The sequence below is a fragment of the Paenibacillus alba genome (genome assembly GCF_013204855.1).
Lineage (GTDB): Bacteria > Bacillota > Bacilli > Paenibacillales > NBRC-103111 > Paenibacillus_E > Paenibacillus_E alba.
In genome coordinates this window covers 94,358-117,558 of record NZ_JABMKZ010000025.1, presented here as the reverse complement: position 1 = coordinate 117,558, position 23,201 = coordinate 94,358, and the positions used below count along the sequence as shown (strand labels likewise).

At 46.8% G+C, this 23,201-nt stretch carries 25 protein-coding genes, 1 tRNA gene and 2 riboswitches; of the genes, 19 read left to right on the top strand and 7 right to left on the bottom strand.

What is annotated here, in order from left to right; translation table 11 throughout:
- Positions 1–188 precede the first annotated feature (188 nt).
- A complete protein-coding gene (locus HQN90_RS25795; RefSeq protein WP_173224054.1) occupies positions 189–1,151 on the bottom strand; it encodes a phosphatidylglycerophosphatase A family protein in 963 nt (320 codons plus the stop codon).
- A 265-nt stretch (positions 1,152–1,416) separates the two neighbouring features.
- Between HQN90_RS25795 and HQN90_RS25790 the strand changes: the two genes are divergently transcribed.
- The 3 genes from HQN90_RS25790 (at position 1,417) to HQN90_RS25780 (ending at position 4,061) form a co-directional block, all read left to right on the top strand.
- Positions 1,417–2,466 carry a GerMN domain-containing protein gene (locus tag HQN90_RS25790; protein ID WP_173224052.1) on the top strand — a complete coding sequence of 350 codons (1,050 nt, stop codon included), beginning with the start codon at positions 1,417–1,419 and terminating at the stop codon, positions 2,464–2,466.
- A 199-nt stretch (positions 2,467–2,665) separates the two neighbouring features.
- Positions 2,666–3,424 (top strand): ribonuclease PH, encoded by a 759-nt coding sequence (rph, locus tag HQN90_RS25785; RefSeq protein ID WP_079419178.1) that lies wholly within the window; start codon positions 2,666–2,668, stop codon positions 3,422–3,424.
- A complete protein-coding gene (locus HQN90_RS25780) occupies positions 3,408–4,061 on the top strand; it encodes an XTP/dITP diphosphatase (protein WP_173224050.1) in 654 nt (217 codons plus the stop codon). The genes rph and HQN90_RS25780 overlap by 17 nt, the downstream gene beginning before the upstream one ends.
- Positions 4,062–4,113: 52 nt before the next feature.
- Here the strand turns inward: HQN90_RS25780 and asnB are convergent, their stop codons facing one another.
- Entirely contained in the window at positions 4,114–5,958 is a 1,845-nt protein-coding gene (gene asnB / locus HQN90_RS25775) for an asparagine synthase (glutamine-hydrolyzing) (RefSeq protein WP_173224048.1), read from the bottom strand.
- A 178-nt stretch (positions 5,959–6,136) separates the two neighbouring features.
- On the opposite strand from asnB, the gene HQN90_RS25770 reads away from it, so the two are divergent.
- The 10 genes from HQN90_RS25770 to HQN90_RS25730 all read left to right on the top strand — a co-directional run bounded on the left by HQN90_RS25770 (position 6,137) and on the right by HQN90_RS25730 (position 14,867).
- A complete protein-coding gene (locus HQN90_RS25770) occupies positions 6,137–6,493 on the top strand; it encodes a hypothetical protein (RefSeq protein WP_079419172.1) in 357 nt (118 codons plus the stop codon).
- 46 nt (positions 6,494–6,539) lie between these two features.
- Positions 6,540–6,653, top strand: coding sequence for a DUF4023 family protein (locus tag HQN90_RS25765; protein WP_079419170.1), 114 nt, complete (start codon positions 6,540–6,542; stop codon positions 6,651–6,653).
- A 97-nt stretch (positions 6,654–6,750) separates the two neighbouring features.
- Complete coding sequence (locus HQN90_RS25760; protein ID WP_173224046.1) at positions 6,751–7,224, top strand: MarR family transcriptional regulator; 474 nt, start codon at positions 6,751–6,753, stop codon at positions 7,222–7,224.
- Positions 7,225–7,380: 156 nt separating this feature from the next.
- Positions 7,381–8,619 (top strand): MFS transporter, encoded by a 1,239-nt coding sequence (locus HQN90_RS25755; protein WP_173224044.1) that lies wholly within the window; start codon positions 7,381–7,383, stop codon positions 8,617–8,619.
- 138 nt (positions 8,620–8,757) lie between these two features.
- On the top strand, positions 8,758–8,889 hold the full coding sequence (locus tag HQN90_RS39400; protein ID WP_275942620.1) for a hypothetical protein: 132 nt from the start codon (positions 8,758–8,760) through the stop codon (positions 8,887–8,889).
- 120 nt (positions 8,890–9,009) lie between these two features.
- Positions 9,010–9,216, top strand: a riboswitch (cobalamin riboswitch).
- A gap of 193 nt (positions 9,217–9,409) precedes the next feature.
- Complete coding sequence (locus tag HQN90_RS25750) at positions 9,410–10,996, top strand: ABC transporter substrate-binding protein (protein WP_173224042.1); 1,587 nt, start codon at positions 9,410–9,412, stop codon at positions 10,994–10,996.
- A complete protein-coding gene (gene nikB / locus HQN90_RS25745; RefSeq protein ID WP_173224040.1) occupies positions 10,993–11,961 on the top strand; it encodes a nickel ABC transporter permease in 969 nt (322 codons plus the stop codon). Before HQN90_RS25750 ends, nikB begins: the two co-directional genes overlap by 4 nt.
- Positions 11,954–13,744: an ABC transporter permease subunit gene (locus HQN90_RS25740; protein ID WP_173224038.1), complete on the top strand. Its 1,791-nt coding sequence runs from the start codon at positions 11,954–11,956 to the stop codon at positions 13,742–13,744. Before nikB ends, HQN90_RS25740 begins: the two co-directional genes overlap by 8 nt.
- Positions 13,731–14,489 (top strand): ABC transporter ATP-binding protein, encoded by a 759-nt coding sequence (locus HQN90_RS25735; RefSeq protein ID WP_173224036.1) that lies wholly within the window; start codon positions 13,731–13,733, stop codon positions 14,487–14,489. Before HQN90_RS25740 ends, HQN90_RS25735 begins: the two co-directional genes overlap by 14 nt.
- 12 nt (positions 14,490–14,501) lie before the next feature.
- Positions 14,502–14,867 carry a (2Fe-2S) ferredoxin domain-containing protein gene (locus HQN90_RS25730; RefSeq protein ID WP_173224034.1) on the top strand — a complete coding sequence of 122 codons (366 nt, stop codon included), beginning with the start codon at positions 14,502–14,504 and terminating at the stop codon, positions 14,865–14,867.
- A 622-nt stretch (positions 14,868–15,489) separates the two neighbouring features.
- On the opposite strand, the gene HQN90_RS25725 is transcribed toward HQN90_RS25730, so the two are convergent.
- Genes HQN90_RS25725 through HQN90_RS25710 form a run of 4 tightly spaced genes read right to left on the bottom strand, consistent with a single transcriptional unit; the run spans position 15,490 to position 18,177 of the window.
- Positions 15,490–16,326, bottom strand: a complete 837-nt coding sequence (locus tag HQN90_RS25725; protein WP_173224032.1) for an energy-coupling factor ABC transporter ATP-binding protein — start codon at positions 16,324–16,326, stop codon at positions 15,490–15,492.
- Positions 16,323–17,126: a cobalt ECF transporter T component CbiQ gene (gene cbiQ, locus HQN90_RS25720; protein ID WP_173224030.1), complete on the bottom strand. Its 804-nt coding sequence runs from the start codon at positions 17,124–17,126 to the stop codon at positions 16,323–16,325. The genes HQN90_RS25725 and cbiQ overlap by 4 nt, the downstream gene beginning before the upstream one ends.
- Complete coding sequence (locus HQN90_RS25715; RefSeq protein ID WP_079419150.1) at positions 17,123–17,407, bottom strand: energy-coupling factor ABC transporter substrate-binding protein; 285 nt, start codon at positions 17,405–17,407, stop codon at positions 17,123–17,125. Before HQN90_RS25715 ends, cbiQ begins: the two co-directional genes overlap by 4 nt.
- Positions 17,404–18,177: an energy-coupling factor ABC transporter permease gene (locus tag HQN90_RS25710; protein ID WP_173224028.1), complete on the bottom strand. Its 774-nt coding sequence runs from the start codon at positions 18,175–18,177 to the stop codon at positions 17,404–17,406. Before HQN90_RS25710 ends, HQN90_RS25715 begins: the two co-directional genes overlap by 4 nt.
- 147 nt (positions 18,178–18,324) lie before the next feature.
- Positions 18,325–18,515: riboswitch (cobalamin riboswitch) on the bottom strand.
- Between the two features lie 681 nt (positions 18,516–19,196).
- Here HQN90_RS25710 and HQN90_RS25705 point away from each other — a divergent pair.
- The 5 genes from HQN90_RS25705 to HQN90_RS25685 all read left to right on the top strand — a co-directional run bounded on the left by HQN90_RS25705 (position 19,197) and on the right by HQN90_RS25685 (position 21,847).
- Positions 19,197–19,691: a hypothetical protein gene (locus tag HQN90_RS25705; protein ID WP_173224026.1), complete on the top strand. Its 495-nt coding sequence runs from the start codon at positions 19,197–19,199 to the stop codon at positions 19,689–19,691.
- 154 nt (positions 19,692–19,845) lie between these two features.
- Positions 19,846–20,283: a hypothetical protein gene (locus HQN90_RS25700; RefSeq protein ID WP_173224024.1), complete on the top strand. Its 438-nt coding sequence runs from the start codon at positions 19,846–19,848 to the stop codon at positions 20,281–20,283.
- A 191-nt stretch (positions 20,284–20,474) separates the two neighbouring features.
- A complete protein-coding gene (locus HQN90_RS25695) occupies positions 20,475–20,678 on the top strand; it encodes a hypothetical protein (protein ID WP_173224022.1) in 204 nt (67 codons plus the stop codon).
- A gap of 152 nt (positions 20,679–20,830) precedes the next feature.
- Complete coding sequence (locus HQN90_RS25690; RefSeq protein ID WP_173224020.1) at positions 20,831–21,082, top strand: hypothetical protein; 252 nt, start codon at positions 20,831–20,833, stop codon at positions 21,080–21,082.
- A 492-nt stretch (positions 21,083–21,574) separates the two neighbouring features.
- Positions 21,575–21,847 (top strand): hypothetical protein, encoded by a 273-nt coding sequence (locus tag HQN90_RS25685; RefSeq protein ID WP_173224018.1) that lies wholly within the window; start codon positions 21,575–21,577, stop codon positions 21,845–21,847.
- 124 nt (positions 21,848–21,971) lie between these two features.
- Here HQN90_RS25685 and HQN90_RS25680 read toward each other — a convergent pair.
- Positions 21,972–22,045 (bottom strand) — tRNA-Arg (locus HQN90_RS25680).
- 180 nt (positions 22,046–22,225) lie between these two features.
- On the opposite strand from HQN90_RS25680, the gene HQN90_RS25675 reads away from it, so the two are divergent.
- Entirely contained in the window at positions 22,226–23,116 is an 891-nt protein-coding gene (locus HQN90_RS25675) for a hypothetical protein (RefSeq protein ID WP_173224016.1), read from the top strand.
- Positions 23,117–23,201 lie beyond the last annotated feature (85 nt).

The window sequence follows — 23,201 nt, the reverse complement described above, 5'->3', positions numbered from 1 at the left end:
TTTAATAATCGAAGTCAAGGCAAAGTATCCAATTCAACCTCTTTTAGGTTCTGGATCTATTTGCTTCGAGATAGGGATGGGGCCTAGTTCGCACATGTAAGCTTCAATGCAAAGCTATTGGCAAAATGGCGGGTTTTCGGCAAATTAAGAGACCACAGTTCCGCTAAGCAAGACAAGCTCTTCACACATCACTTCAAAGGCTTGCTGTAAGTAGGAACATTATTATGCGCCAGCCGGCCGCAAGCGGCGGCGACAATGCCGCATACCATATCATCTATGAATGTGTTGCATTTTCCTTCGGAATGATCGCTGTCCAGCTCTTTAATGATTCCGATTTTTTCTTTGTCCAGGTAGCCGAAGTTGGTAAGCGCAATGGTACCGTACATCAGCGGCACGGCTGTCGCGATACTTTCGTCTACGCCGAAAAGTCCCTCGTCCTGTCCGACAATATGATTGTATTGCGGATTAAATTCACCGGCTTCGACTGCTGTATCGATTTTGATCGCGAGCTGAAGCGCGTGGAAGGTTTGCTGCTTGCGCAGCACGGCAAGCACATGCTCTTCGCAGAGGCTGCGTTCCATATCGGGATTGTAGGGACGCTGCAGGGTATCGAGTATCTCTACCATATCATCGAGGGCGACACCTCTTGCGGCTAACAGGGCAAGATTGCGCTCGGTGTAATCCTCTTTCACATTTTCCGAAATGATAACGCTTGCCGTCGAGGCGACGATGGCGCATATGCCTTTGGAAATGAACGATTTTGGACGCTTGGTTGGAAAAAAGAAGCGGAATTTACAATCCATAAAGCCAAATAGGGAAATAGCTCCGCTTCCATATAAGCCGCAGATCGACATGGCAATCGTGCGATGGACGTTGTAAGCTGGGTCTTTCATGCTGGCCAGCAGCTCGGAATCGTGCTTCACTTTCTTTTGCAATTCCATCAATGTGGACATGACGTTGTAGGTTTCTGTTTTGCTCAAAACGCCAAGCAGTGTTGTTGTAATCGTATCGTAAGGTATTTTCTTGATGCCTTTAATTTCGACGAGCAAGCGAGCCACGGCTTCTTCAATGACAGCTTGAGGATAGTGACTGAAAACTTCATCACGGAATTCGTTGAAAATGAGCGTTTTATCTTTGAGGAAAGTTCTCATCGCTGCGCCTCCAGTTAGGTCCAAACTTTGATACCAGTATAGCATATCAGAATTGAATCGGAAAAATGCGCGCCTATGCCAGGTTTGAACTTCATTGATCGTTTGCACTTTTTTCAACATGTGGACAAAAAGTAGTTATAAATCGGACAAAGCCCCGTATACATAATAATACGAAAAAGCAATGTACAGGCCATGCAAAGGAAAATAAAAGGGCAGATGCTTCCGAAGAAAGCTTCTGCGAAAACTCGAAGGAGGAAATAAGCAAATGAAACATCAACATTGGATTCGTTCAGCCGCCATCGCGGGGGTGATTGTCTTGCTGACCACAGGATGTTCGGTTCTGGGGACTGGGAAGAAAAGTGACATCGATGCGCCTCCGACCACGGGTGCAGAAGTGGACGCTAAGACGACATCAGCCGCAGTTACGATTGATATGATCGATGAAAACTCCTCGCAGATGACGGTTTATGTAAAGGATGCCAAAGGCTTCGTTGCGCCGCTAAGTCTCGGATTGCCGAAATCAGTGTCTGTCGCCAAGACGACGCTCGAGTACATGGTCGATGGAGGCCCTGTCGCCAGCCTGCTGCCATCCGGTTTCCAAGCGCTGCTGCCTAAAGGAACGAAGATTGTCAGCTTGAATATCACATCCGATAAGCGGGCAATCGTTGATTTCTCTAAGGAGTTCCTGAATTACGACAAGCAGGATGAAAGAAAGATTTTGGAGGCCATAACGTGGAACCTCACCAATTTCGCTAGCGTGGAGAAGGTTCAACTGCGAGTAGAGGGGAAAGATCTGAAAGAGATGCCGCAAGGAAAAACGCCGCTGGATATGCCGCTCGCCCGTTCAATGGGGATCAACATTGAGAAGGCGGAGGATGCCGAGTTCGGACAATCTACGCCGGTAACCCTCTATTTCTTAAATCAAAATGATCAAAATTACAAATATTATGTGCCAGTTACAAGGCTCGTTAAGAGAACGGATGATGTAGCCAAAGCGGTTGTTGATCAATTGATCAAAGGACCGGATCAGAAGAAAGGGTTGGCTGCGGTTCTGAACACGACAACGGAAGTGAAAAGCATTAAACCGACAGCGGAGGGCTTGATCACCGTTGATTTCTCCAATAAGCTTCTAGGGGCAGATCAGAAGGCATCTGCCGATGCGCTGCAGTCCGTCATCTTATCTTTAACCGAGAACACAGGTTATAAGCAAGTTCAAATAAAAGTGGATGGCGCTGTGAAGATTACGTCGACAGACAATCAAAATTACAGCAAACCCGTAGCAAGACCTGCACATATTAACCCAACGAAGCTGTAAGCAGCTCAGCCTTGTGAAAGACCTCTATGCCTGTACCCTTGTCATTGACAAGGGCTTGCATAGGGGTTTTTTACTATATACAAACATACTTTGGGTTATTATAGTTCAAGTCTGAGGATGCTTTTCCTCGGCTACTTTGTTACAATGGGGCGTAAGGTACAAAGCTTCTGATGGAAGCAACAGGAGGAGAACAACAGTTATGAGAATTGGCGGAAGAACGAATCAAGACCTGCGAACTATGAAAATCACCCCTCATTATATAAAACACGCAGAAGGCTCGGTGCTTATTGAGGTCGGGGATACCAAAGTCATTTGTACGGCGACGGTGGAAGAACGCGTTCCCCCTTTCATGAAAGGGCAAGGCAAAGGATGGGTAACGGCTGAATATTCGATGCTTCCGCGGGCAACGCAAGTGCGCAACCAACGCGAAGCGGCCAAAGGCAAGCTTGGAGGCCGTACGATGGAGATTCAGCGTCTAATAGGGCGCGCCTTGCGTTCCGTTGTGAATCTGGAGGCTCTCGGCGAGAGATCCATTACACTGGATTGTGATGTGATTCAAGCGGACGGCGGTACGCGTACAACGTCGATTACGGGCGCTTTTGTTGCTATGGCTTTTGCTATCAATAAACTGGCCACCGATAAAAATTTGGCGAAGTTTCCTATTAACGATTTCCTCGCCTCTGTCAGCGTAGGCGTAATTGGCGAAACACCGCGACTGGATCTGAATTATGAAGAGGATTCACAAGCGAAGGTCGATATGAACGTCGTGATGACCGGTAATGGTCAATTCGTTGAAATTCAAGGGACGGGCGAGGATGCGCCATTTTCCCGCAAGGAATTGGATGAGCTGCTTGCTCTAGCTGAGACAGGCATTCGCACCATGATTGAAGAGCAAAGCAAGGTACTGGGGCCGATCGCTGATCGTATTCGAGGTGTACAACATGCGGCTACAAAGTAACATTGTCGTAATAGCTACGCGCAACGAAGGGAAAGTGAAAGAATTTGCCAAGCTGTTTGGGGCAAAGGGCTATAAAGTTCGCAGCTTAGCGGACTATACGGAGCTTCCTGAAATCGTTGAGAGCGGGAAAACTTTTGCAGAGAATGCACGCATTAAAGCGCAAATTATTTCGGCGCATCTTCATGTGCCCGTTCTGGCGGATGATTCCGGCTTATGCGTCAAGGCGCTGGGCGGGGACCCAGGTGTCTATTCGGCCAGATATGCAGGCGAGGATGCAACGGATGAGGACAATAATGCGAAGCTGCTTCAGGCATTGAGTGACATTGCGCCATCTGATGAACTGGCTTCCCCATTAGGAACAGGGCATCCGCCACTCCTTAGCGAGGCTTCCTTCGTCTGCGCGCTCGCTTTAATTGATCCTGTGGCGAATGAAATTATCGAAGCAGAAGATGCTTGCCGCGGCTTCATTATCGGGGAAGAGCGGGGCGAAAGCGGCTTCGGCTATGATCCGTTATTCTATATTCCGGAGATGGGAAGAACGATGGCGGAACTGACGATGGAAGAGAAAAATGCCATCAGTCATCGAGCTAAAGCACTGCGGCTATTTTTGGATCGGCTGCCTAACCAAACGGACTAAATACAGCAAAAGACCTGCTTCCATTGATCAATGGAGCAGGTCTTTATTTGCTTTAACGAATGGAAATTTTATAGGTGCGCAGCCAGGTATCTACTTGAGCCAAATAGGCGAATAGCTGGGGTCCTGTCATTAACTGTCCAAACCAAGGCAGATCGAAATCATTGTTATCTGAGCTGGCAAGTGCCCGGATTTTCTTCACATCAATGAACGGCAGCAGAGGGGAGCTGGAGTCGTCAAGAATTTCCAAAACCCACTTCCGCACAGCTGCCAAATAATTCGGATTATGTGTCTTCGGATAAGGGCTCTTTTTGCGAGTCAGCACGTCATCCGGCAGAACACCTTTGAGTGCCTTGCGGAGGATGCCTTTCTCCCGGTCGCCGGACGTTTTGATTTCCCAGGGGATATTCCACACATACTCAACAAGTCGGTGGTCACAGAAAGGAACGCGAACTTCCAACCCAACCGCCATACTCATGCGATCCTTGCGATCCAGAAGGGTTGGCATGAAGCGTGTGATGTTCAGATAGGACATTTCCCTCATCCGGTTTTCCTGCTGGGTTTCCCCGGCTAAGCGAGGCACTTCGCTCAAGGCTTGTTGATATCGGTTGCTGACATATTCGACGGGTTTGATCCAATCGACGAGATCGGGAGCCAACAAGTCAACACGATTATTCAGCTTAAGCGACCATGGGAACGTGTTGGCAGACAATGCTTCTTCATTATGAAACCAAGGGTATCCTCCGAAAATTTCATCGGCGGCTTCGCCGGAGATGGCTACCGTGGCGTGCTTTTTAATTTCACGGCAAAACAAATAAAGAGAGCCATCGACGTCAGCCATCCCCGGAGTATCGCGGGCAAAGACGGCTGTTTTCAATGATTCCACAAGTTCCGGCGTGTCGAACTCGATATAGTGGTGCTCAGTGCCAAGGTGCTCAGTCATTCTTTTGATCCAAGGCGCATCGGAATTCGGTTGGAAGATGTTTGCCTTAAAATGCTTGTCATTATCTTTGTAATCGACAGAAAAGGTATGCAGTGGGCCTTGCCCGCTTTCCTTATAGTGCGTCGCTGCCAATGACGTGAGTGCGCTGGAATCGAGTCCGCCCGAAAGCAAGGTGCAGATCGGCACATCGGAGGCTAGCTGACGTTGTGACGTATCACTCAGCAATTGCTGTACTTGCGAAGCGGTTGCGGCGATGTCATCTGGGTGCGGCTTGCTTTCCAGCTTCCAATAGGTTCGGATTGACAAGCCGTTTCGGTCGAAAACCGCGCATTGACCAGGCTTGAGCTCTGACATGTTGCGGTAAACACCGTGGCCTGGCGTACGTGCAGGGCCAACAGCGAAGATTTCCGCCAATCCCTCCGCGCCGACCTCCGCTTTGAAATCCGGATGCGCGAGAATAGATTTCGGCTCTGAACCGAATAAAAGTACCCCGTTCTGATGAGAATAAAAGAGCGGTTTTACGCCTAGCCGATCTCGGACCAAATACAAAGACTGTTCCTGATCATTCCAAGCCGCGAAAGCGAAAATGCCATTCAGACGGTCGACACAAGCTCGCCCCCATTCCATAAAGGCAACCAGCAGCACCTCTGTATCGCAGGTCGTGCGGAATTGATGTCCTCGGAGCTCGAGCTCCTTTTTCAGTTCAGGAGCGTTATAAAGCTCACCATTATATACGATCGTATAGGTGTAGTCTCCTTGTTTCCGCACCATCGGCTGAGCGCCGTTTTCCGGATCCATGACGCTCAAACGGCGATGGCCGAGAGCGCAATGCTGTGAGATCCAGGTGCCTGAGGCATCGGGTCCACGCAAATGGAGCGTTTCCGTCATATTTTCTAGAATGGACGGGTACCCGGTCAAGTCTTTCCGCCAATCTATCCAACCCGTTATTCCGCACATAGACGTTCCTTCCTTTCTTTATGAAGAGAGCATGATGATAAAGGGTATGCAAATTCAGGATATATAATGTCTGTCCTGAGGCGGAGGGAAGGCTGCTGCAGTTTGATTTTTGTGTTTTGTTAACAGGACTGTTACAATATAGCCAATTCTTATATTTTAAATGATGAAGGTGATGACGATGAAAAAGAAACATTCCAAAGCACAAATCGACTACTTGGCGTCAAGAGAACATTTTCTGCAAATTAGCAATCAAGCAGATAAACGAATTACCGAGTTGAGAGAAGCAGGTAAAGAAGTAGGCCAAGAAGAGATGGAAGAGATCGTTGAGCGTGTTGGCTTGCATCGCGCGTACAATGAGCTTACGCAAGCTGAGAACGTTTTGATTAATTGGACGCAAACAGCGATCAGAACCGAACCTGAGTTTATGCAGAACCGCATCAATTTCGAGGAATTGTACGAACGAGTGAAAACGGATGCGGAAGCAAGGGGCGCCATTCTTAATTTGGCTATGCGTTTAAATTTAGAGCTTGTGTGACATTCTATAAAGGTAGTGCCATTCTTTCTTCAGGAGGCGAGTGCTCATGGATAGCCATTTCATTAGCAAGCTGCATGACAAGCAGAGGAAAGCCGAGAAGAACTTCAGGACACAAGGTGATAATCAGCCCGGTAGTAATTTGCCGCACAAGAAACACTAAGGTCGAGTGGCACCAAACAAGAGCCTGTAGGGAAATTGCCTACAGGTTTTTGCTTGCCCTTATATCATTTATAAATTTCCGGGTGGGAGGACAGGCCATGAACAAAGAAGATCAGGTCATGATAGGGTTCAGAGAATTGTATAACAAGCTGGTTTGGCTTAATAAGGATAAGATGGAAGACAGTCTTAAGGGGTATAAGCCTTCTGAAGTACATTGCATCGAATACATTGAAAAAAATGCAGATTCCAACGTGACAAAACTTGCGGAGTCCTTTTATATGACTCGCGGTGCCATAAGTAAATTAACTCAGAAGCTCATAAAAAAAGGCCTTATCATAAGCTATCAGAAGTCGGAGAACAAGAAAGAAATTTATTTTCGGCTTACTGAGCAAGGGAAAGTCATTTATAAAATCCATGAGGACCTGCACAAAGAGTTTCAAGAGCGGGATAAAGCCGTATTTGAGCAAGTAACCGAGGGACAATTTGACAGTATGCTTAGCTTCGTGGATAAGTATAATAGGCATTTGGATGCAGAAATACAGAAACAAGGTGTACATATGAAGTCGGAATAAATTTGAATAGTGAAAATGAAACCACAAGCAGCCGGGCTCTATTGAGAACAGGCTGCATTTTTATTATTGTTATTTTGTTGACAAGGAAACAAAATTATATTAGTATGAATATGTTTCCAAGGAATCAAAACAACAATTTTTGAGGGGAGAATTTAAGTGTTCAAATTTAGATCAAACAATGAACAGAACACAGAACAAACCATAGATAAACACGCTTTACTATTCGGTCTTATCTCTGTGTTTCTTTGCGGAATAGGCTTCAGTATCATAGCACCTGTCGTCCCATTCTTAGTGCAGCCTTATACAAGCAATCCGGGAGAACAGGCAATAGTTGTTACGGTGCTGACCTCTGTTTATGCATTCTGCGTGTTTTTTGCCGCCCCCGTACTTGGAGCTTTGAGCGACAAATATGGCCGTCGTCCATTGCTCTTAGTATGCCTTTTTGGTTCGGCCATCGGGTACTTTGTTTTTGGCATAGGAGGAGCTCTATGGGTACTATTTGCTGGGCGCATCATAGAGGGTATAACAGGAGGGAGCATAGGCACAATCTTTGCCTATTTTGCAGACATCATTCCTCCGCAGCAGAGAACCAAATACTTTGGATGGGTGAGCGCGGTTGTAGGTGTAGGCACCGTCATTGGCCCGACGCTAGGCGGATTACTTGCCAAGTTTGGCTATTCTGTACCCATGTATTTCGGAGCAGTGATCACTTTATTGAATGTTGTTTATGGATACTTTTTTATGCCTGAGAGCCTTGCCAAGAGTAATAGGCTGAAAGATATTACCTTTGTAAGACTGAATCCATTTACACAGCTTGCAAACCTGCTTTCCATGAAAAACTTAAATAGGCTGCTTGTCTCAGCGTTCTTGCTTTGGATACCGAATGGATCCTTACAGGCCGTTTTTTCCCAATTTACAATGGATACTTTCAGTTGGAAGCCTGCACTAATCGGACTTATGTTTTCAATTATGGGTGTCCAAGACATCATTTCACAAGGTTTCATCATGCCAAAGCTTTTGAAAAAACGAAGTGATAAACAGATAGCCATACTTGGAATGGTTTCGGAGATCATAGGCTACAGTCTTATTGCGTTATCTTCATTGTTCTCCTTCTATCCACTTTTAATAGCTGGAATGTTTATATTTGGTTTTGGTGATTCGATCTTTGGGCCTTCCTTCAATGGAATGCTCTCCAAGTCAGTCGATGCCAGTGAACAAGGAAGGATTCAAGGAGGCAGCCAATCCATTCAGGCTTTAGCAAGAATGATTGGGCCTATCATTGGTGGTCAAATTTATGTATCAATTGGTCATGCCGCACCAGCTTTTATGGGTATGATCCTTATAGCGGCGGCAATACCAGTTTTATATAAGAGAACGCAGATAGTAAATATGTAGATCCTGACTGTACATTGAATGACAATGCCAGGCTTGTTTGTCCGCTGATCGTGGGATTTCTTTCGCACCGCATATTTAGGCAAGCCATTCCTCATACTAGTAGGGTAATCATCTCACTTACAGGAGGAATCAGGAGCCATGAGCAAGAAGAAAAACATGACAGAGAAGAATCAAAGTGCGATCGACAACTCCAAGCAAGCTGCTCAAGTTCAGTCCAATTTGACCTCAACTGAGCCTGGGCATCATCAACCCAATCGGCCTTCCGTTTAAGGCATAAGCTTGGACAATTTAATCCATGAAGCTCGCCTCAACCTCTTGGTTGGGGCTTTTTTCCTTGTATGAATGTGGACATTGGGTTAAGATGGTTGTTGAGCTCGGACGAGCTCCGACAAATTCATAATGGGAATAGGTGCTTACTTCTTGCGTGTACAAGTGCAGGGATAAGCTTAAAAGGGAAGATCGGTTTAAAGCCGACGCGGTCCCGCCACTGTAACAGAGGAGTCAATGTCTGAATGCCACTGATCGAATTCGATTGGGAAGGTTGACGTTTGATGAGGATACTGAAGCCAGGAGACCTGCCTATTTCTACAGCACAGTTAGGTACCTACGGGAGATAGGGAGGTGTTAGATGAGCTATTCGCATACCATCGATAGGCGTCTTTCCCTTTTTTTACAAAGAGGGGAGGCGCCTTTTTTAATTGACAAAAGCAACAAAGTTAGGAATAATGTTTAATTGTAATAATTACGATTAAATGAAAAGTAAATAATTTCTCGGGAGGTCTATTTTACTATGCTTAAAAGTAATAAACGCAAATATCGGATGATTGCCTCATTCCTTATCTTAATTGTGATTTTCGTTCTGTCTGCCTGTTCCAAATCAACCGGAACGTCGAATGTATCGACAAATTCACCAACCTCATCGACGGCTGCAGTGCCTGCCAAAGAGCAAGTGCTCAAATATGTGACGCTCAATATGCCGCGATCCCTTGATCCTGTACATATTGATGCTCAGCGGATTACGTCGGATGGGATTGCTGAACCGCTTGTCTATCAGAATGATGATGGCTCTATTCGTCCTTGGTTAGCTAAATCGTGGAAAAATATAGAACCAACGTTGTGGGAAGTAGAGCTGCAGCCGAATGTTAAATTCTGGAGCGGGGCCGTGATGGATGCGGCTGCTGTGAAAGCTGCTCTGGAACGTCATCAGAAGCTGAACAAGCGTGGTCCTTCTCAACTCGGCGGTGTGCAGTTCCTTGTGAAGGATGCCACACATTTGCAGATCCAAACGCCGAAGCCAGATCCTTCCTTCATTTTTAAATTAGCGGCTTTTGCTATTCATAACGCGGCTCAAGCGGATTTAATCGGAGATAAATTCAATAAAGAGCCTGATTTAACCGGTTTTATGAAGCCTATTCAGTTCACGCCAGGCGAATTGCTGATTGCAGAAGCTTTCCCGGGATACTGGGGCGATAAGCCTAAGCTTCAGCGCTTGGAGTCCAGACTAGGCACAGATGGTCAAGCCCGCTTGCTTGCGCTTAAGAATGGCGATGCGGACGGCGACATGAATGTTGAAGTAGATCAACGGGTTTCCTATGAAAAGGACAGCAAGTTCCAAACGTACTTTCCTGTCGGCAGCACCTCTAATCTATGGTTGAATATTAAAAAAGTACCTTCGCTGCAAGATCCAAAGGTGCGTCAAGCGATCAATCTGGCTGTGAATCGCAAGGAGCTTATTGATGGTGTAAACCGCGGGTTCGCATCCAAAGCGACCGGGCACTTCCCGGCGGGTCTTCCCTATGCCATTGAAACAAGTTCAGACATGGATAAAGCCAAGTCCGTCCAATTGCTGGATGAAGCAGGCTGGAAAGCTGGTTCAGACGGCATCCGGGCAAAAGAGGGTCAAAAGCTGCAATACAAGCTGCTGACGTACTCCGTCTTCCAGCCTTTAGCCGTTGCACTGCAATCACAGCTCAAAGAAGTGGGGATTTCCATTGAACTAAATGTTGTAGAAACAACAGCTTCTAATCAAATGATGTTGGACGGCAATTTTGAGCTTGCCACCTATTGTTCCTGCGGCAGTGCGACAGGAGATATCGGAGGACAGCTCAACTCCTATTACCACACGGGAATTGCCTCCAACTACGGCGGTTACACAAACCCTGAAGTCGATAAACTGCTGGATGGTTTAGTTTCCGAGTTTGATGGCAAGAAGCAAGCGGAGCTGGCTAAACAAATTCAAACCCAAGTGCAGCAGGACGTTCCGATTGTCTATTTGTACAATAGTACGCGTTGGGGTGCTGCTTACAATAAAAAGGTACAGGGCGTAGATGACAACCTCAAGACAAGAATTACACCGGCCATGTATATCGCTCAATGAAATTAGCTCGTTATCTTTGTATCCGATTGGCGTTGACGGTTCCGGTACTTCTTGGCGTAACCCTGCTAGTATTTTCGCTTGTGCGATTTATTCCCGGGGACCCAGCCCGGACAATGCTGCTCAGCATGTTTGATCCAGGTGCGAATCTTTCTGATTTAGAAAAAGATGCGAGTGTGCTGAACAAAAGCCTAGGGCTGGATCAGCCCTTCTGGATTCAGTACGGAAATTGGCTGGTCCAGATTGCTGGGGGCAATCTGGGTGTCTCCTTTCGAAGCAAAACGCCAATCTGGGATGAGTTCATGAACCGGTTTCCGGCAACGCTCGAATTATCCATGGCCGCGCTTGTGGTTATGGTCCTAATTTCAGTCCCCTCCGGCTTGGCTGGAGCGGTGTTTCACCGCAAGGGATTGGATCATCTGAGCCGTTTTATTGCTTTAATCGGTATTTCGGTGCCTTCCTTTTTCTTAGGTCTTGTCTTTATGTATACCTTCTCCGTGAAATTTGGCTGGCTGCCCACAATGGGGCGAGGTGATTTCAAGCATCTTATTCTTCCAGCGTTGACACTGGGTATCGGACTTTCGTCCATTACGGCGCGCTTGCTGCGAACGAGCATGCTGCAAGCTTTCTCTCAGCGCTATATGCTGCTGGCCGAGGCCAAAGGTCTTTCGCGCTTCCAAATGATAGGAAAGCATGCGCTTCCGAATGCGCTTTTACCTGTTTTGACTTCATTTGGCGTCGTACTGGGCGGATTAATTGGCGGTTCTGTAATTGTCGAAACGATTTATGCTTGGCCTGGGATAGGCCGATATGCCGTTGATGCGATAACTGGCCGCGATTATCCGGTTATTCAAGCTTTCGTGCTCTTCATGGCGGTTGTATATATTTCATTAAATCTACTTGTCGATTTGGCCTACCGTTGGCTGGATCCCCGGGTCAGAGTCGAGCAGGAGGGACAGCGTGGATAATCGTTTTCGCCAAAGATTAGTGGCTGCGCTGAGAAAAGACCCGCTAGCGCTTGCACTGCTTGCGCTCCTTGCGGGGATCGTGGTCTTCTCTCTGGGCGCTCCTTGGTTTGCTGTCCATGATCCACTCAAAGTGAATTATGCGACATCGCTCCTCCCTCCATCCGGTGAACACTGGCTTGGAACAGACAATTATGGAAGAGATGTATGGACAAGATTGATGTACGGAGGGCTGCATTCCATTGGTGCCTCTGTTCTCGCGGTAGGTATCGTCATATCCTTGAGCCTGTTGATCGGACTTGCTGCCGGGTATTTCGGCGGGTGGGTGGACACCGTTATGACCCGTATCATGGATGTGCTTTTTTCCTTTCCGCAAATGGTGCTGGCCATAACGCTTGCTACTTTGCTTGGGGCAGGGTTGCCAAGCCTGCTTATTGCCGTGGCTGCTGTATCTTGGCCTTCTTATGCTCGTATGATTCGCAGCTACGTGCTGGCGATACGGGATGATGGTTATGTCATGGCAGCAAGAGCTATGGGGATTCCAGCATGGAGAATTATCGGGACACACATTCTCGGAGCCCTAGCAGGTCCTATACTTGTCCTCGTGACGCTGGATATGGGCAGCATTATGCTCAGCATTGCTTCCATGTCGTTCTTAGGCCTAGGTATCAGGCCTCCGCAGCCTGAATGGGGAGCCATGCTGAATGAAGGCAGAGCCTATTTGGAAGAAGCGCCATGGTTGTTCCTTGCGCCAGGGATGGCGATCCTGCTTACCGTTCTGGCAGCTAACTATTTGGGAGATACGCTAAAGGATGCGCTTGAACCTCGAAAACCAAGCGTTCCGCTGCTGTTTGGTCGATCACGGCTGCCGAAGACATTCGCTCATGAGCAGAAGTCCGCTGTCCTGGAAGGCGGGGAGCCTGATGGAGCTATCCTTGAAGTGCGAGAGCTTAGCATTTCGGTTCGAGAGAAGGGAGATCGTTCCAGTAGACCTATTCTCCAAAATGTGAATCTCCGTCTTTACCCAGGCGAATGCCTGGGGCTTGTTGGAGAGAGCGGGTCGGGGAAAAGTACGTTGGCTCTTGCCGCACTTGGCCTGCTGAGACATCCGTTTCATCAGCAAGGCGGGGCTCTTCATCTATTTGGCGAAGATACGACCGCTTATGCATGGAAAGATTGGCGCCGCGTACGCGGTCGACGAATCGCTTATATTACACAGGTTCCGATGGATTCCTTGAATCCTGTCTTGCGCATCGGTGAACAGCTGCGCGAATGTTTGCTTACAAGCGGAAGCCCTTGGACGAGGGCGGCAGCCAAGGAGCGAGCCTTGCAGCTTCTGGAGCAAATGGGCTTATCCGCTGAAACATACACCTGCTACCCGCACGAGCTAAGCGGAGGGATGCGTCAGCGTGTTGTCATTGCCATGGCGATGATGCATCAGCCGGATATCATCGTGGCTGATGAGCCTACAACAGCGCTTGATGTGAGTACACAAGCGAGAATTATGGAGCTGCTTCAGGAGCAGCGAAAGAAGCATAAGGCTGCGCTGATCTTTATTTCTCATGACTTACGCCTTGTAGCTCAAGTAGCAGACCGGCTATGTGTCATGCGCGGCGGCGAAGTTGTGGAGAGCGGGAGCGTTCAGCAGATTTTCACGAACCCTGCCCATGCGTATACCCAGCAATTGCTGGCTGCTATTCCGAAGCTGCCGTCCTCTTCTGCTTGGTCTGAGGAGACAGACAAACGCATCGCAGAAAGCCGAGGTGCTGTTCATGCTGGTCATTGATCGCATCTCAAAAACGTATGCGAAGAAAAAAGTGCTGCAGCAGATTTCTTTTACTATTTTGCCTGGTGAAAGTGTTGGCTTAATCGGGATGTCTGGATCGGGGAAAAGCACATTAGTGCGATGTGTGATGGATTTAGAACGGCCAGATGCGGGGGAAATGCTGTGGCGTGGCGCTTCTCTTGCGAATAAGAACGTTCGGCGAGCTTCCAGAAAATCGATTCAAGTCGTATTTCAAGATCCGAGGAACAGTTTGAATCCCGCATGGACGATGAAGAAGAGCCTAAAGGAAGCCTATTTGCAGTTTCATAGGCAGCCTTCCCAGCAAGAGGACGTGGATCGGCAGCTAGGAGAGCTGCTTCAGGCCGTTGGGCTAAGCGGAGAGTATCTCAGTCGTTATCCCCATGAACTAAGCACTGGACAATGTCAGCGAGTTTGCATAGCTAGAGCGCTTGTGGCAAGCCCCGAGCTTATCATTCTGGATGAATGTCTATCTGCGCTTGATGTCTCGGTTCAAGCTCAAGTGATCGAGCTGCTCCGAGATTTGCGCAAGCAGCGTCAAGTTGGCTATTTATTTATATCTCATGATATTGCTGTTGTGACTGCACTCTGCGATCGTCTGCTTGTGCTGCATGAAGGCATTGTGGTGGAACAAGGCAGGACGGCAGATGTCATTGCTAATCCACAGCACGCCTATACCCAATCACTGTTGGCTGATGTGCCCCAATATCCGTATTTTACTGAATGAAAGGAGATTGTTATGAGTACTTGGGATTTATCTACCGTGAAACATCACGTATTAATTTGTAATGGCGGTTCCTGCATGAAGCAATTAGGCGATGAGACGACTTTGGCTATCCGTGATGAAATTGCGCAGCACAAAGCGGAGGGTCTCATTCACACGACGCGAACAAGATGCAACGGCCGCTGTGAGGACGCCTGCGTAGTTACTGTGTATCCGCAAGGAATTTGGTACAAAGAGATGACACCGGAGCTGGGAAGAAGACTTGTGCGGGAGCATTTGCTCGAGGGCAAGCCTTTGGAAGATCAGATGATTTACAGCTATGAGGCGAGTTTTGTTCCGACTGGAAAAGGCCGGACAGGCGTAAGTCGGATCAAGCAGTAAGTCGGAGAGAGAGCTGATTTGTTCTGCCCTGCGCCTCTTGGGAGCGTTGGTTTCCACTGGGCGAGACGCGGCAAGGCGAGGCACGGAACGGCACGTCACGAGGTGAGGCGATGCAAAGCAAAGGCAAGGCAAGGCAAGGCAAGGCAAGGCAAGGCAAGGCAAGGCAAGGCGGCGGACGGAGTGGCTCACGGAGTCAAAAACCTGCGAAAATGCAGGCTTTTTCAGCCGAATCGTCCGAAAAAAGGAAATTCCTGCGATTATGCAGGAATTTCTGGTTTTTTCATCCAGAAAGCCGAAATAGGCCGCAAAAGCATGTATAATTGCAGGAATGTATCAATTTTCGGCTAAACCCAGCCCCAAAAGATGCATAATCGCAGGTTTATAAAACTACAACCGCACCTTCACGAATGTCCGCACCTTTGTCAGCGGTTTTGTGATTCAAGCCTTCTGAAATACAAAGGAGCTTTCCTCAAGTTTTTTACTTGTAGGAAAGCTCCTTTGCTGCATTCATCCCATTTCAAGGAGGGAATTATTTCTCCTTTGCCCCTTGTTTTCATTCTGCAATCTGGTTGATCCGGAACTGTTTCGGCTCAAGCACCCTCCGTACGCATTCGAACCATTTTTATGCCAAACATTCTTGCAACAGAATTTTAAAATCCTCTACATTCCTCGGCGCAGTTCTACCTTGGCGGCTTGTCTCAGGCAAAGCTTCCCACAGATCCAGCAGCATGGGCTTATCCAAGCCAAGAGACTGGATTGCTTGCGTGTTGCTGAAAATCTCGGCAGGCGTACCTGCCATCACACATTGTCCTTGGTCGAGGACAAGAATCCAATCTGCCCAAGCATAGGCCAGATTCATGTCATGCGTAGCCATCACGAGCGTAATCCCTCGGCGATGTATGCGATCAAGCTCTTCGATAAGCTGCTGCTCGGAAATACGATCCAAATAAGCTGTAGGCTCATCCAGAAGCAGGAGCTTAGGTTCAAGTACGAGCACACCTGCCAAAGCGACGCGTTTCTTCTGGCCAAGGCTCAGATGATGAATCGGAGTATGGGCCAAGTGTTCAATACGCATTGTGCGCAGGATCGCTTCTGCGCGGAGCTTGATCTCAGGCTCTGGAATCCCTGCATTCCGCAGCCCATAGGTGACATCTTCATAAGGGGTATTTAAGATAAGCTGCTGCTCCGGATCTTGAAAAACAAGTCCAATATCCTGGCGCAATTGCTTGAGTTCTTTGCGGTTGTACGTCAGCGGCGTGTTATTCCATAGAACCTGGCCGGAGGCAGGCGAATGAATGCCAATCGCGTGCAGGAATAAAGTTGATTTGCCGGAGCCGTTGTGACCGCATAAGGCAGTTTTTTTTCCTTCCGGGATCGCGAGCTTTAGTTTGTTTAAGGCTTTGGCCTTCGTTCCGGGATAGCTGAAGCTGATATCTAAAGTTTCAAAAATCGAATTCATAGGGCGATCCTCCAATGCAGCCAAATTTCCAGGAGCAGCAGCAGTATGAAGCCTGCGATGCTTTCCGCTTTGTACCGAACAGGTACGGGCTTAGCTTGGTAGGGGGCCATGTGAATGTCTTCGGTGAAGCCTCTGGAAACAAGTCCATTGGACAAGGATCTATATTGCTGCATCGTTTTGATAAACATTTGAACAATCAGGGTAGCTGTATCCTTTAATCGGTTCTGGAAGCCGCTTTGGCCGCCCCTTGCTTGCTGAGCAACATACATATCTTGGGCCGTTTCAAAAAGGATAAATAATATCCGGTACATAATCAGCATAATTTCGAGGACGAGCATCGGGACCCGTATTTTCTTCAAGACTTGAAGCAGTTCCGCAAAAGGAGTGCTGCAAATGATAAAGGCCATACAAGAAAGGCAGGCGACGATGCGCACGAACAACTTCCCGACGAGCAAGAGACCTGATGAAGTCACGAAAAAATGCCAGTTCATAAAGGTGAAGCCTGCCGCTTCATGGAGTACGGGAGAGGTTGCTTGCCAAGGGCGAATTTCAACGATTAAGGCAGGTATGCTTCCAATGAAGAACAAGCAAGCAATGGCAATTAGCGATAAGTAGAAGCGAATCGGAATACGCGCATAACCCACAGTCCATACGGTTAACCAAATGGCTAGAAGGAACTGAACGGCTGGGTGAGCGACGTAGGTGAACAACAGCATAATCGTAGCAAATGCACATTTCCACATAGGGGAAAGATCGCGTAAGCCATTGCCGTAAGCAAGTGTATCAATCCGTTTAATCATTGGGATTTGGATTTAGAAGCTTTTCCTTTGAATAGTCCAAAAGCATACCCGATGAAGCCCGCACCAAGTGCCGCTTGGAGGGCAAATAGCATGCTTTCTGTCTCCGCAGGCAGTTCAAAGAAAGAAGAGAACCAAGGCTGATAGGAAGGTTGGATACTTTGAATTAATTTTTCAGCTGCATCATCAGCTCCGCCAAATTCACCTTTGACGAAGATTAAGGGCAATACGGCTAATAAGACGATGGCAACCAGCATGAGAATATTTGTTGTGCGATTTTTCATTGTTCAGATGCTCCTTTCATCTTATGTTGCAGGATTGTCAGTTCTTTGGGGCTATAAGCTTGCAGCCAATTCCAGATTAATACGGTTAAAATACCTTCGCTAATCGCGAGCGGGATTTGGGTAATGGCAAAAATGCCGCCAAATTTCAAGAAGGAAGCGATGAACCCGCCTTGTTCAGCCGGGAAGGCAAGCGCTAACTGAATCGAAGTTACGACATAGGTGGATAAGTCGGCCAAAGCGGCAGCTAGGAAGATAGACCATTTCTGCTTTCCGGTCGTTTTCATCATGAACCGATAGATGAAATAGCCGACGACGGGTCCGGATAGCGCCATGGAGAACGCGTTGGCACCGAGCGTCGTAAGTCCGCCGTGGGCGAGCAGCACCGCTTGGAACAGCAGAACAATAGAGCCAAGGACGCTCATGGGCAGAGGACCGAGCATGACAGCTCCGAGGCCTGTGCCTGTTGGGTGCGAGCTGCTGCCCGTCACCGATGGAATCTTCAGTGCGGAGAGCACGAAGGTGAATGCTCCGGCAAGTCCGAGCATGATTTTGAGCTCGGGATTTTCTTTTGTGATTTTAATCAGTGAGCGCAGACCAAGGAAGAAGAAGGGCAGAAAGGCAACCCACCAGAAGATAGCCCATCCCACCGGGAGGAATCCCTCCATAATATGCATGGCATGAGCAGACTGGGGTTCATTAATAAATAAATACAAGGCAAACCCCAGCACAAGCAGCAGAAAGCTCGAAAGTTTTTTCTTTTTCGTGAACATGTTGGTTGTAAATCTCCTTTGCTTTTAAAATGAGGTACAAAAAAAAGACCAATCCTCTTGGATCGGTCGTGGGTACGTGCGAATAAACGACAAATAAAAGACATTGTCGAATGACTTGACGTACACCGCTCCTTTCCGCGAAGGTGTGTGGGTACATAGATGAAGGTAGGTCTCCTGGCTCTCGGATCGTCGTTTTCTTTCGGCCTTCCCTGATGACATATCAAGTGACATTAATAGAAAGAAACTCCCCGAATACAGTGGCGGGACCGCTCGGGATTTGCACCCGATTCCCTGTTACCCCTTGCTGCATGCAAGGGCACCTCATCTATTCGAATTATGTAATTGAGATGATTATAGCACAAAAAGAAAGATTCGTAGCAAGAAAGCAAATTCTTAAGACGCCCAAAGATAAGTTCTTTTACTGCAAGTGAGACATTGGGTTTTTTATGGAACTAAAAAAGAATCCTTAGACGATAAATGGCGAGTCTCCTTGTTGCAATGAGTAATTTAATATTCGACAAATTCTCTTGTATTTCAAAATCAATGTAGATTCACTCTTGACCCTTGTGGGTTTCTCGTTCGGGATTGGCAACGAGTATGGAAAAGGCCGGGGAACATTTCGCCGTGAGTGAAGCCTTTATCATCACTCGTTTTTTCTTTGTTCATTTCAAATAATGCAACAGCTAGCAAGGTTTCTGCGGTAAACAGTAACTCGAAATGAGCATGGTGATGCGCCTCGGATTCGGAGTGGCACTTTTCAAAAGCCAGTTCTTGCTTCGCTGTACGAAAAAACACTTCAATGCACCAGTGTTTCACATAAGTCTGCACAGCTTCCTTTGGTGCGTGATCGAAGAACCAGGACAAAACGAGAGTTGTTTAGCGTAAGGATGAGCACAGGAAGTGTCATCTAAATTCAAATCTCCTTCCTGCAGCCTTGTTTGCCCATCTTGCTGAAGGCGTTCGATTTGCTTTTTCCCAAACGGGTTTCCACGCAAATGAAGTGGTGAAAAAGCGGCTCAATGCTCGCCACTACGACACGCGCTGATGGATCGGTTGAGGCTAGAAGTTATGATGCGAACGGTCAAATGACTGCTCTTACAGATCAAACGGCTAGCGGACAGTGGATTAGCCACTATGATGCTGCGGGCAACGTATTGACCGAACAGAACAGCGCAGCTACCGTCGCCTCGGCCACATACGGAGCTACACGTACACCTCTCCCCTACGGTACGATGACTTACACGGCTGATAATCGTCTAGCTACGTATAACGGTCAGAATGTTATCCATGACTCGGATGGGAATATGATTACCGGACCGCTAGGAGGTCAGCTGCAAGGTTATCAGTATGATGCTAGAAACCGCTTGATCTCAGCAGGCGGAGTAAGCTACGCTTATAACAGTGAGAACGTACGAATTGGCATGACTGTGAATGGTGTAACAACGAAGTATGTGGTCAATCCGCATGCCAATCTCTCGCAGGTTTTAATGGAAAAAGATGAACTACTATATTGAGAGTGATATTCTGTACGAGAAATTTGGTAATAGTCTCAAAGCCAACCCTGAATTTAGGAAAATACTTTCTGAAACACCGGGATTTAAAGGATTAAAGCCAAACAAAGAGGGATTTTCAATTAAATTTAAGCCATCGAGTAATTAGGAGGTTAAAATGGAGTTTTCAGACAAAGTACATGGCGCTTACTCTAAGGTATACATCCAGTATAAGGGCACTTTGCAAGACTTAGGTTCAAAATTAGAGGATGGGCTGAATATACCTGCTTTAAGATATGAAAATATGGAAGATGAACCATATGATTTAGTAGGTTATGCCGAAGTATTTGGTTTTGAGGTTCAATTACAAGAATTGAAGAATAACGGTAAGTGGCCAGAATATCAATATTCCTTTGAAGCTACTACTACTGATTCCTTCCAAGAGATACTTAATGACCATATGCTTAATATCTCATCTTGGATGGCACGCTACATTGCACTAATGTGTGAAGTTACAACTATGGCAGAAAATGCAGATAAAGAATCAGGCCAATCATTTTATATGAATAAGAACACCTCCAAAAGAGAAAGCAGTTTCGTCGAAGCGAATAAATGAGTTACTAGCCATAAAGAGGAGTCCATCCTCTCTATGGCTTATCCAGTGCCGATTAAAACGATCATTCAACCAATACCACACATGACCCAGTAATGCTATTAACTAGTTTTTGCCCGCCGCTGCATCGCTAACGACGCAAACAACCGTCTTTGGCGCTTCAAAGCGCCGGAAAACCCGAAGGATCAAAGCCTATGCCTGTGGCAACCTTCACAGCCTTATGCAGGGATATCGGCAGGGAAGATCAAGCAGGCACTTATCGGGTATATCACTATGACCGTCGAGGCAGCACGATCGCTTTGACCGACAACAGCGGCCAAGTGACGGATCAATACGCGTACGCGCCTTATGGAGAAGCGATTCTTGAGCAAGGGGATACGCCTAATCCGTTCCGCTAGCAGGAACTCATCGGTATAGTGATATTGATTTAATTAATCATGAGTTGTTTGAATCGAGATTTGAAGGGATATTCAAAACAAACTATAGGACAGCACATGACAAAACCATAGAATCAGGTTGCCCGTGGAATCCATAAGAGGAGGAGAAAATTTTGGCTTCGTACGTACTGTTGCTCAAAGAAATGGAAAATGAAGAAAGAGTAGTATACAAATTTGGACCAAATGAAGATATGATGGGCAAAATAGAACTTAACAAAATAACGAGGAAGTTTGCTGAGATAGAGCCTATCCCTGATATTAGTATTTCCAATAAATTTTATTTCGATAGGGCTGCTCAAAGGATATCAGTATGTTTTATTCGGGAAAATGGGCGTTTCCCCGATAGAACAACATTTGAATCTTAATATCAATTTACCTTGATTGGCTTCATGCCTTTCAAGGTTTCTTTTTTCATGGCAACTCTAACAGTCAACTGATCTCTCTGACGGATCAAACAGCGAGCGGACAATGGATTATCCACTACATCTACACCTATGATGCTGCGGGCAACGTATTGACCGAACAGAACAGCGCAGCTACCGTCGCCTCGGTCACATACGGAGCTACACGTACACCTATCCCCTACGGTACGTGGGAACCCAGTATCCTATGTCGATCCGTTTGGCCTAAGCCGTGATGGAGATAACCCAATCCTTCTGCATCAGCGGTGTTTGAAGAATTTATTCATGCAACTCAGTACAGAACTGGAAGAGCAAACGGCACAAACATTATTCAAATGGAGATTGAGGCCAAGGAAATTGATTAACTTTACAAAGGCATATGGAATACCGAATTCTGAGACTAGAGATACAATTCAACTGCTCAGAGAATACAGATAAATATTGGGAGAATAAAAGGTGGTGAAGCGTATGTTTTCTATAAATGTTGAGTTTTCAATGTACGTAAAGAGTGCCAATGTTGTTGTAATAACTGGAATATGTCTTGGCGAACTCACAGGGAATTTACTGGTAGATGCAAACAACACTTCAAATGAATATGTGATTAATAATGTTGTGCATATGGGCTATAAAAATCCACAAATGAATAAAGACACTATTTCTTTAAACCTTAAACCAAACGGGTATGAGGCAGAAGAGTTAGTAGGTAAATGCTTAATAAGCCCTGATTAATTTTCTAAGAACCCTGATTGGCTTATGGTGCTACCCATTCATCTGTGATTGTCAATTTCCTCAATTTTATTTTTCTAAACAAAAAAAAGACCGCGATATCTCGCGGTCTCTTCCATTACTATGACGTCCCAGGAGGGATTCGAACCCCCGACCGCACGCTTAGAAGGCGTGTGCTCTATCCAGCTGAGCTACTGAGACATAAACCTCTTCTTACCTAGCGGAATGAATCCGTTTAGCGAAGCGAGAGTTAATATATCATATCGTTTTATAGGAAGTCAACCCTTGATTCATAATTATTTTGCAATCACTCTGACAATCAAGTAAACTGTCACCAGCGAGACCATGATTTCTGAGGTGATTCCCATAACGGACCGATCTATGAACAATCTATTTCTTTTTCCGAAAACAGAACAGTATTATGAAGATGAGTTGACACGTTTCCTGCGGACAGAGCAGTATACGGATGCCCTGCAGTTGTTAACTTTTCTGCTGCAATTTCCGAATGTGGACGAAAGTAAAACGGAACAGTGGGAAGCGCTGCGCCATTGGCTCTATACGATGTTTCCAGAGACGATGTTTCCGACGACAACGCAGCAGGAAGAGGACGAAGAAGAGGAGAAGGACTTACTAAGACAATACATAAGAGAAAAGACGACGGACGAAGGCTATGCCCTTAAATTGCTGAACCTGTTGAAAGAAGGGACCTTGGAGGAGCAGGTCAGCGCGCTGGAGCAGCTTGGCTTCCTTGATCAACCAGGTCTGGGTCAATCGGTGAGGGAATGGCTCAATGAAAGACCGCGGCATCCACACATTCAGTTTAAAGCTCTGCAAGCGCTCAAGCACATGGGTGAGAACGGGATTGTTGAGTTTCCTAAGAATGGGAAGACCATCGCCGTCGATATTGAGGAGACACCGCTGTGTCCCGAAGAATTTCCATTGCGAATTCGTGATATGATTCGCAGAGTTGGGGACATTAGTGAAACAAGCCAGCCTGATTTTGTTTATTTTGCCAGACAAACGTGGCAGGAGTTTCTGGCCTACGCTTACGGCACAGCCATCTACACGGATCTCGTTAGCGCCGAAGAAGGGGCGGTAGATGTATGGGCTTCTGCGCTGCACGCTATACTGCAAGAGAAATTATTTGGCACGGTAAACCGCGAAGAAATACTAGATAACTATGGGATTGTGGATTCAATGACGCTGCAATGGAAGCGGGCACACCTAGTGCTGCAAGCGTTTGTGCAGCAGTTTAGTCCCGATCCGTCGTAGCTTCTAAAGGCCGCCTTGAAATGAAATTGTTATATGTTATAATAGAATGGTTATAATGAGCGTACGTGAAAATATGTCATCGTAC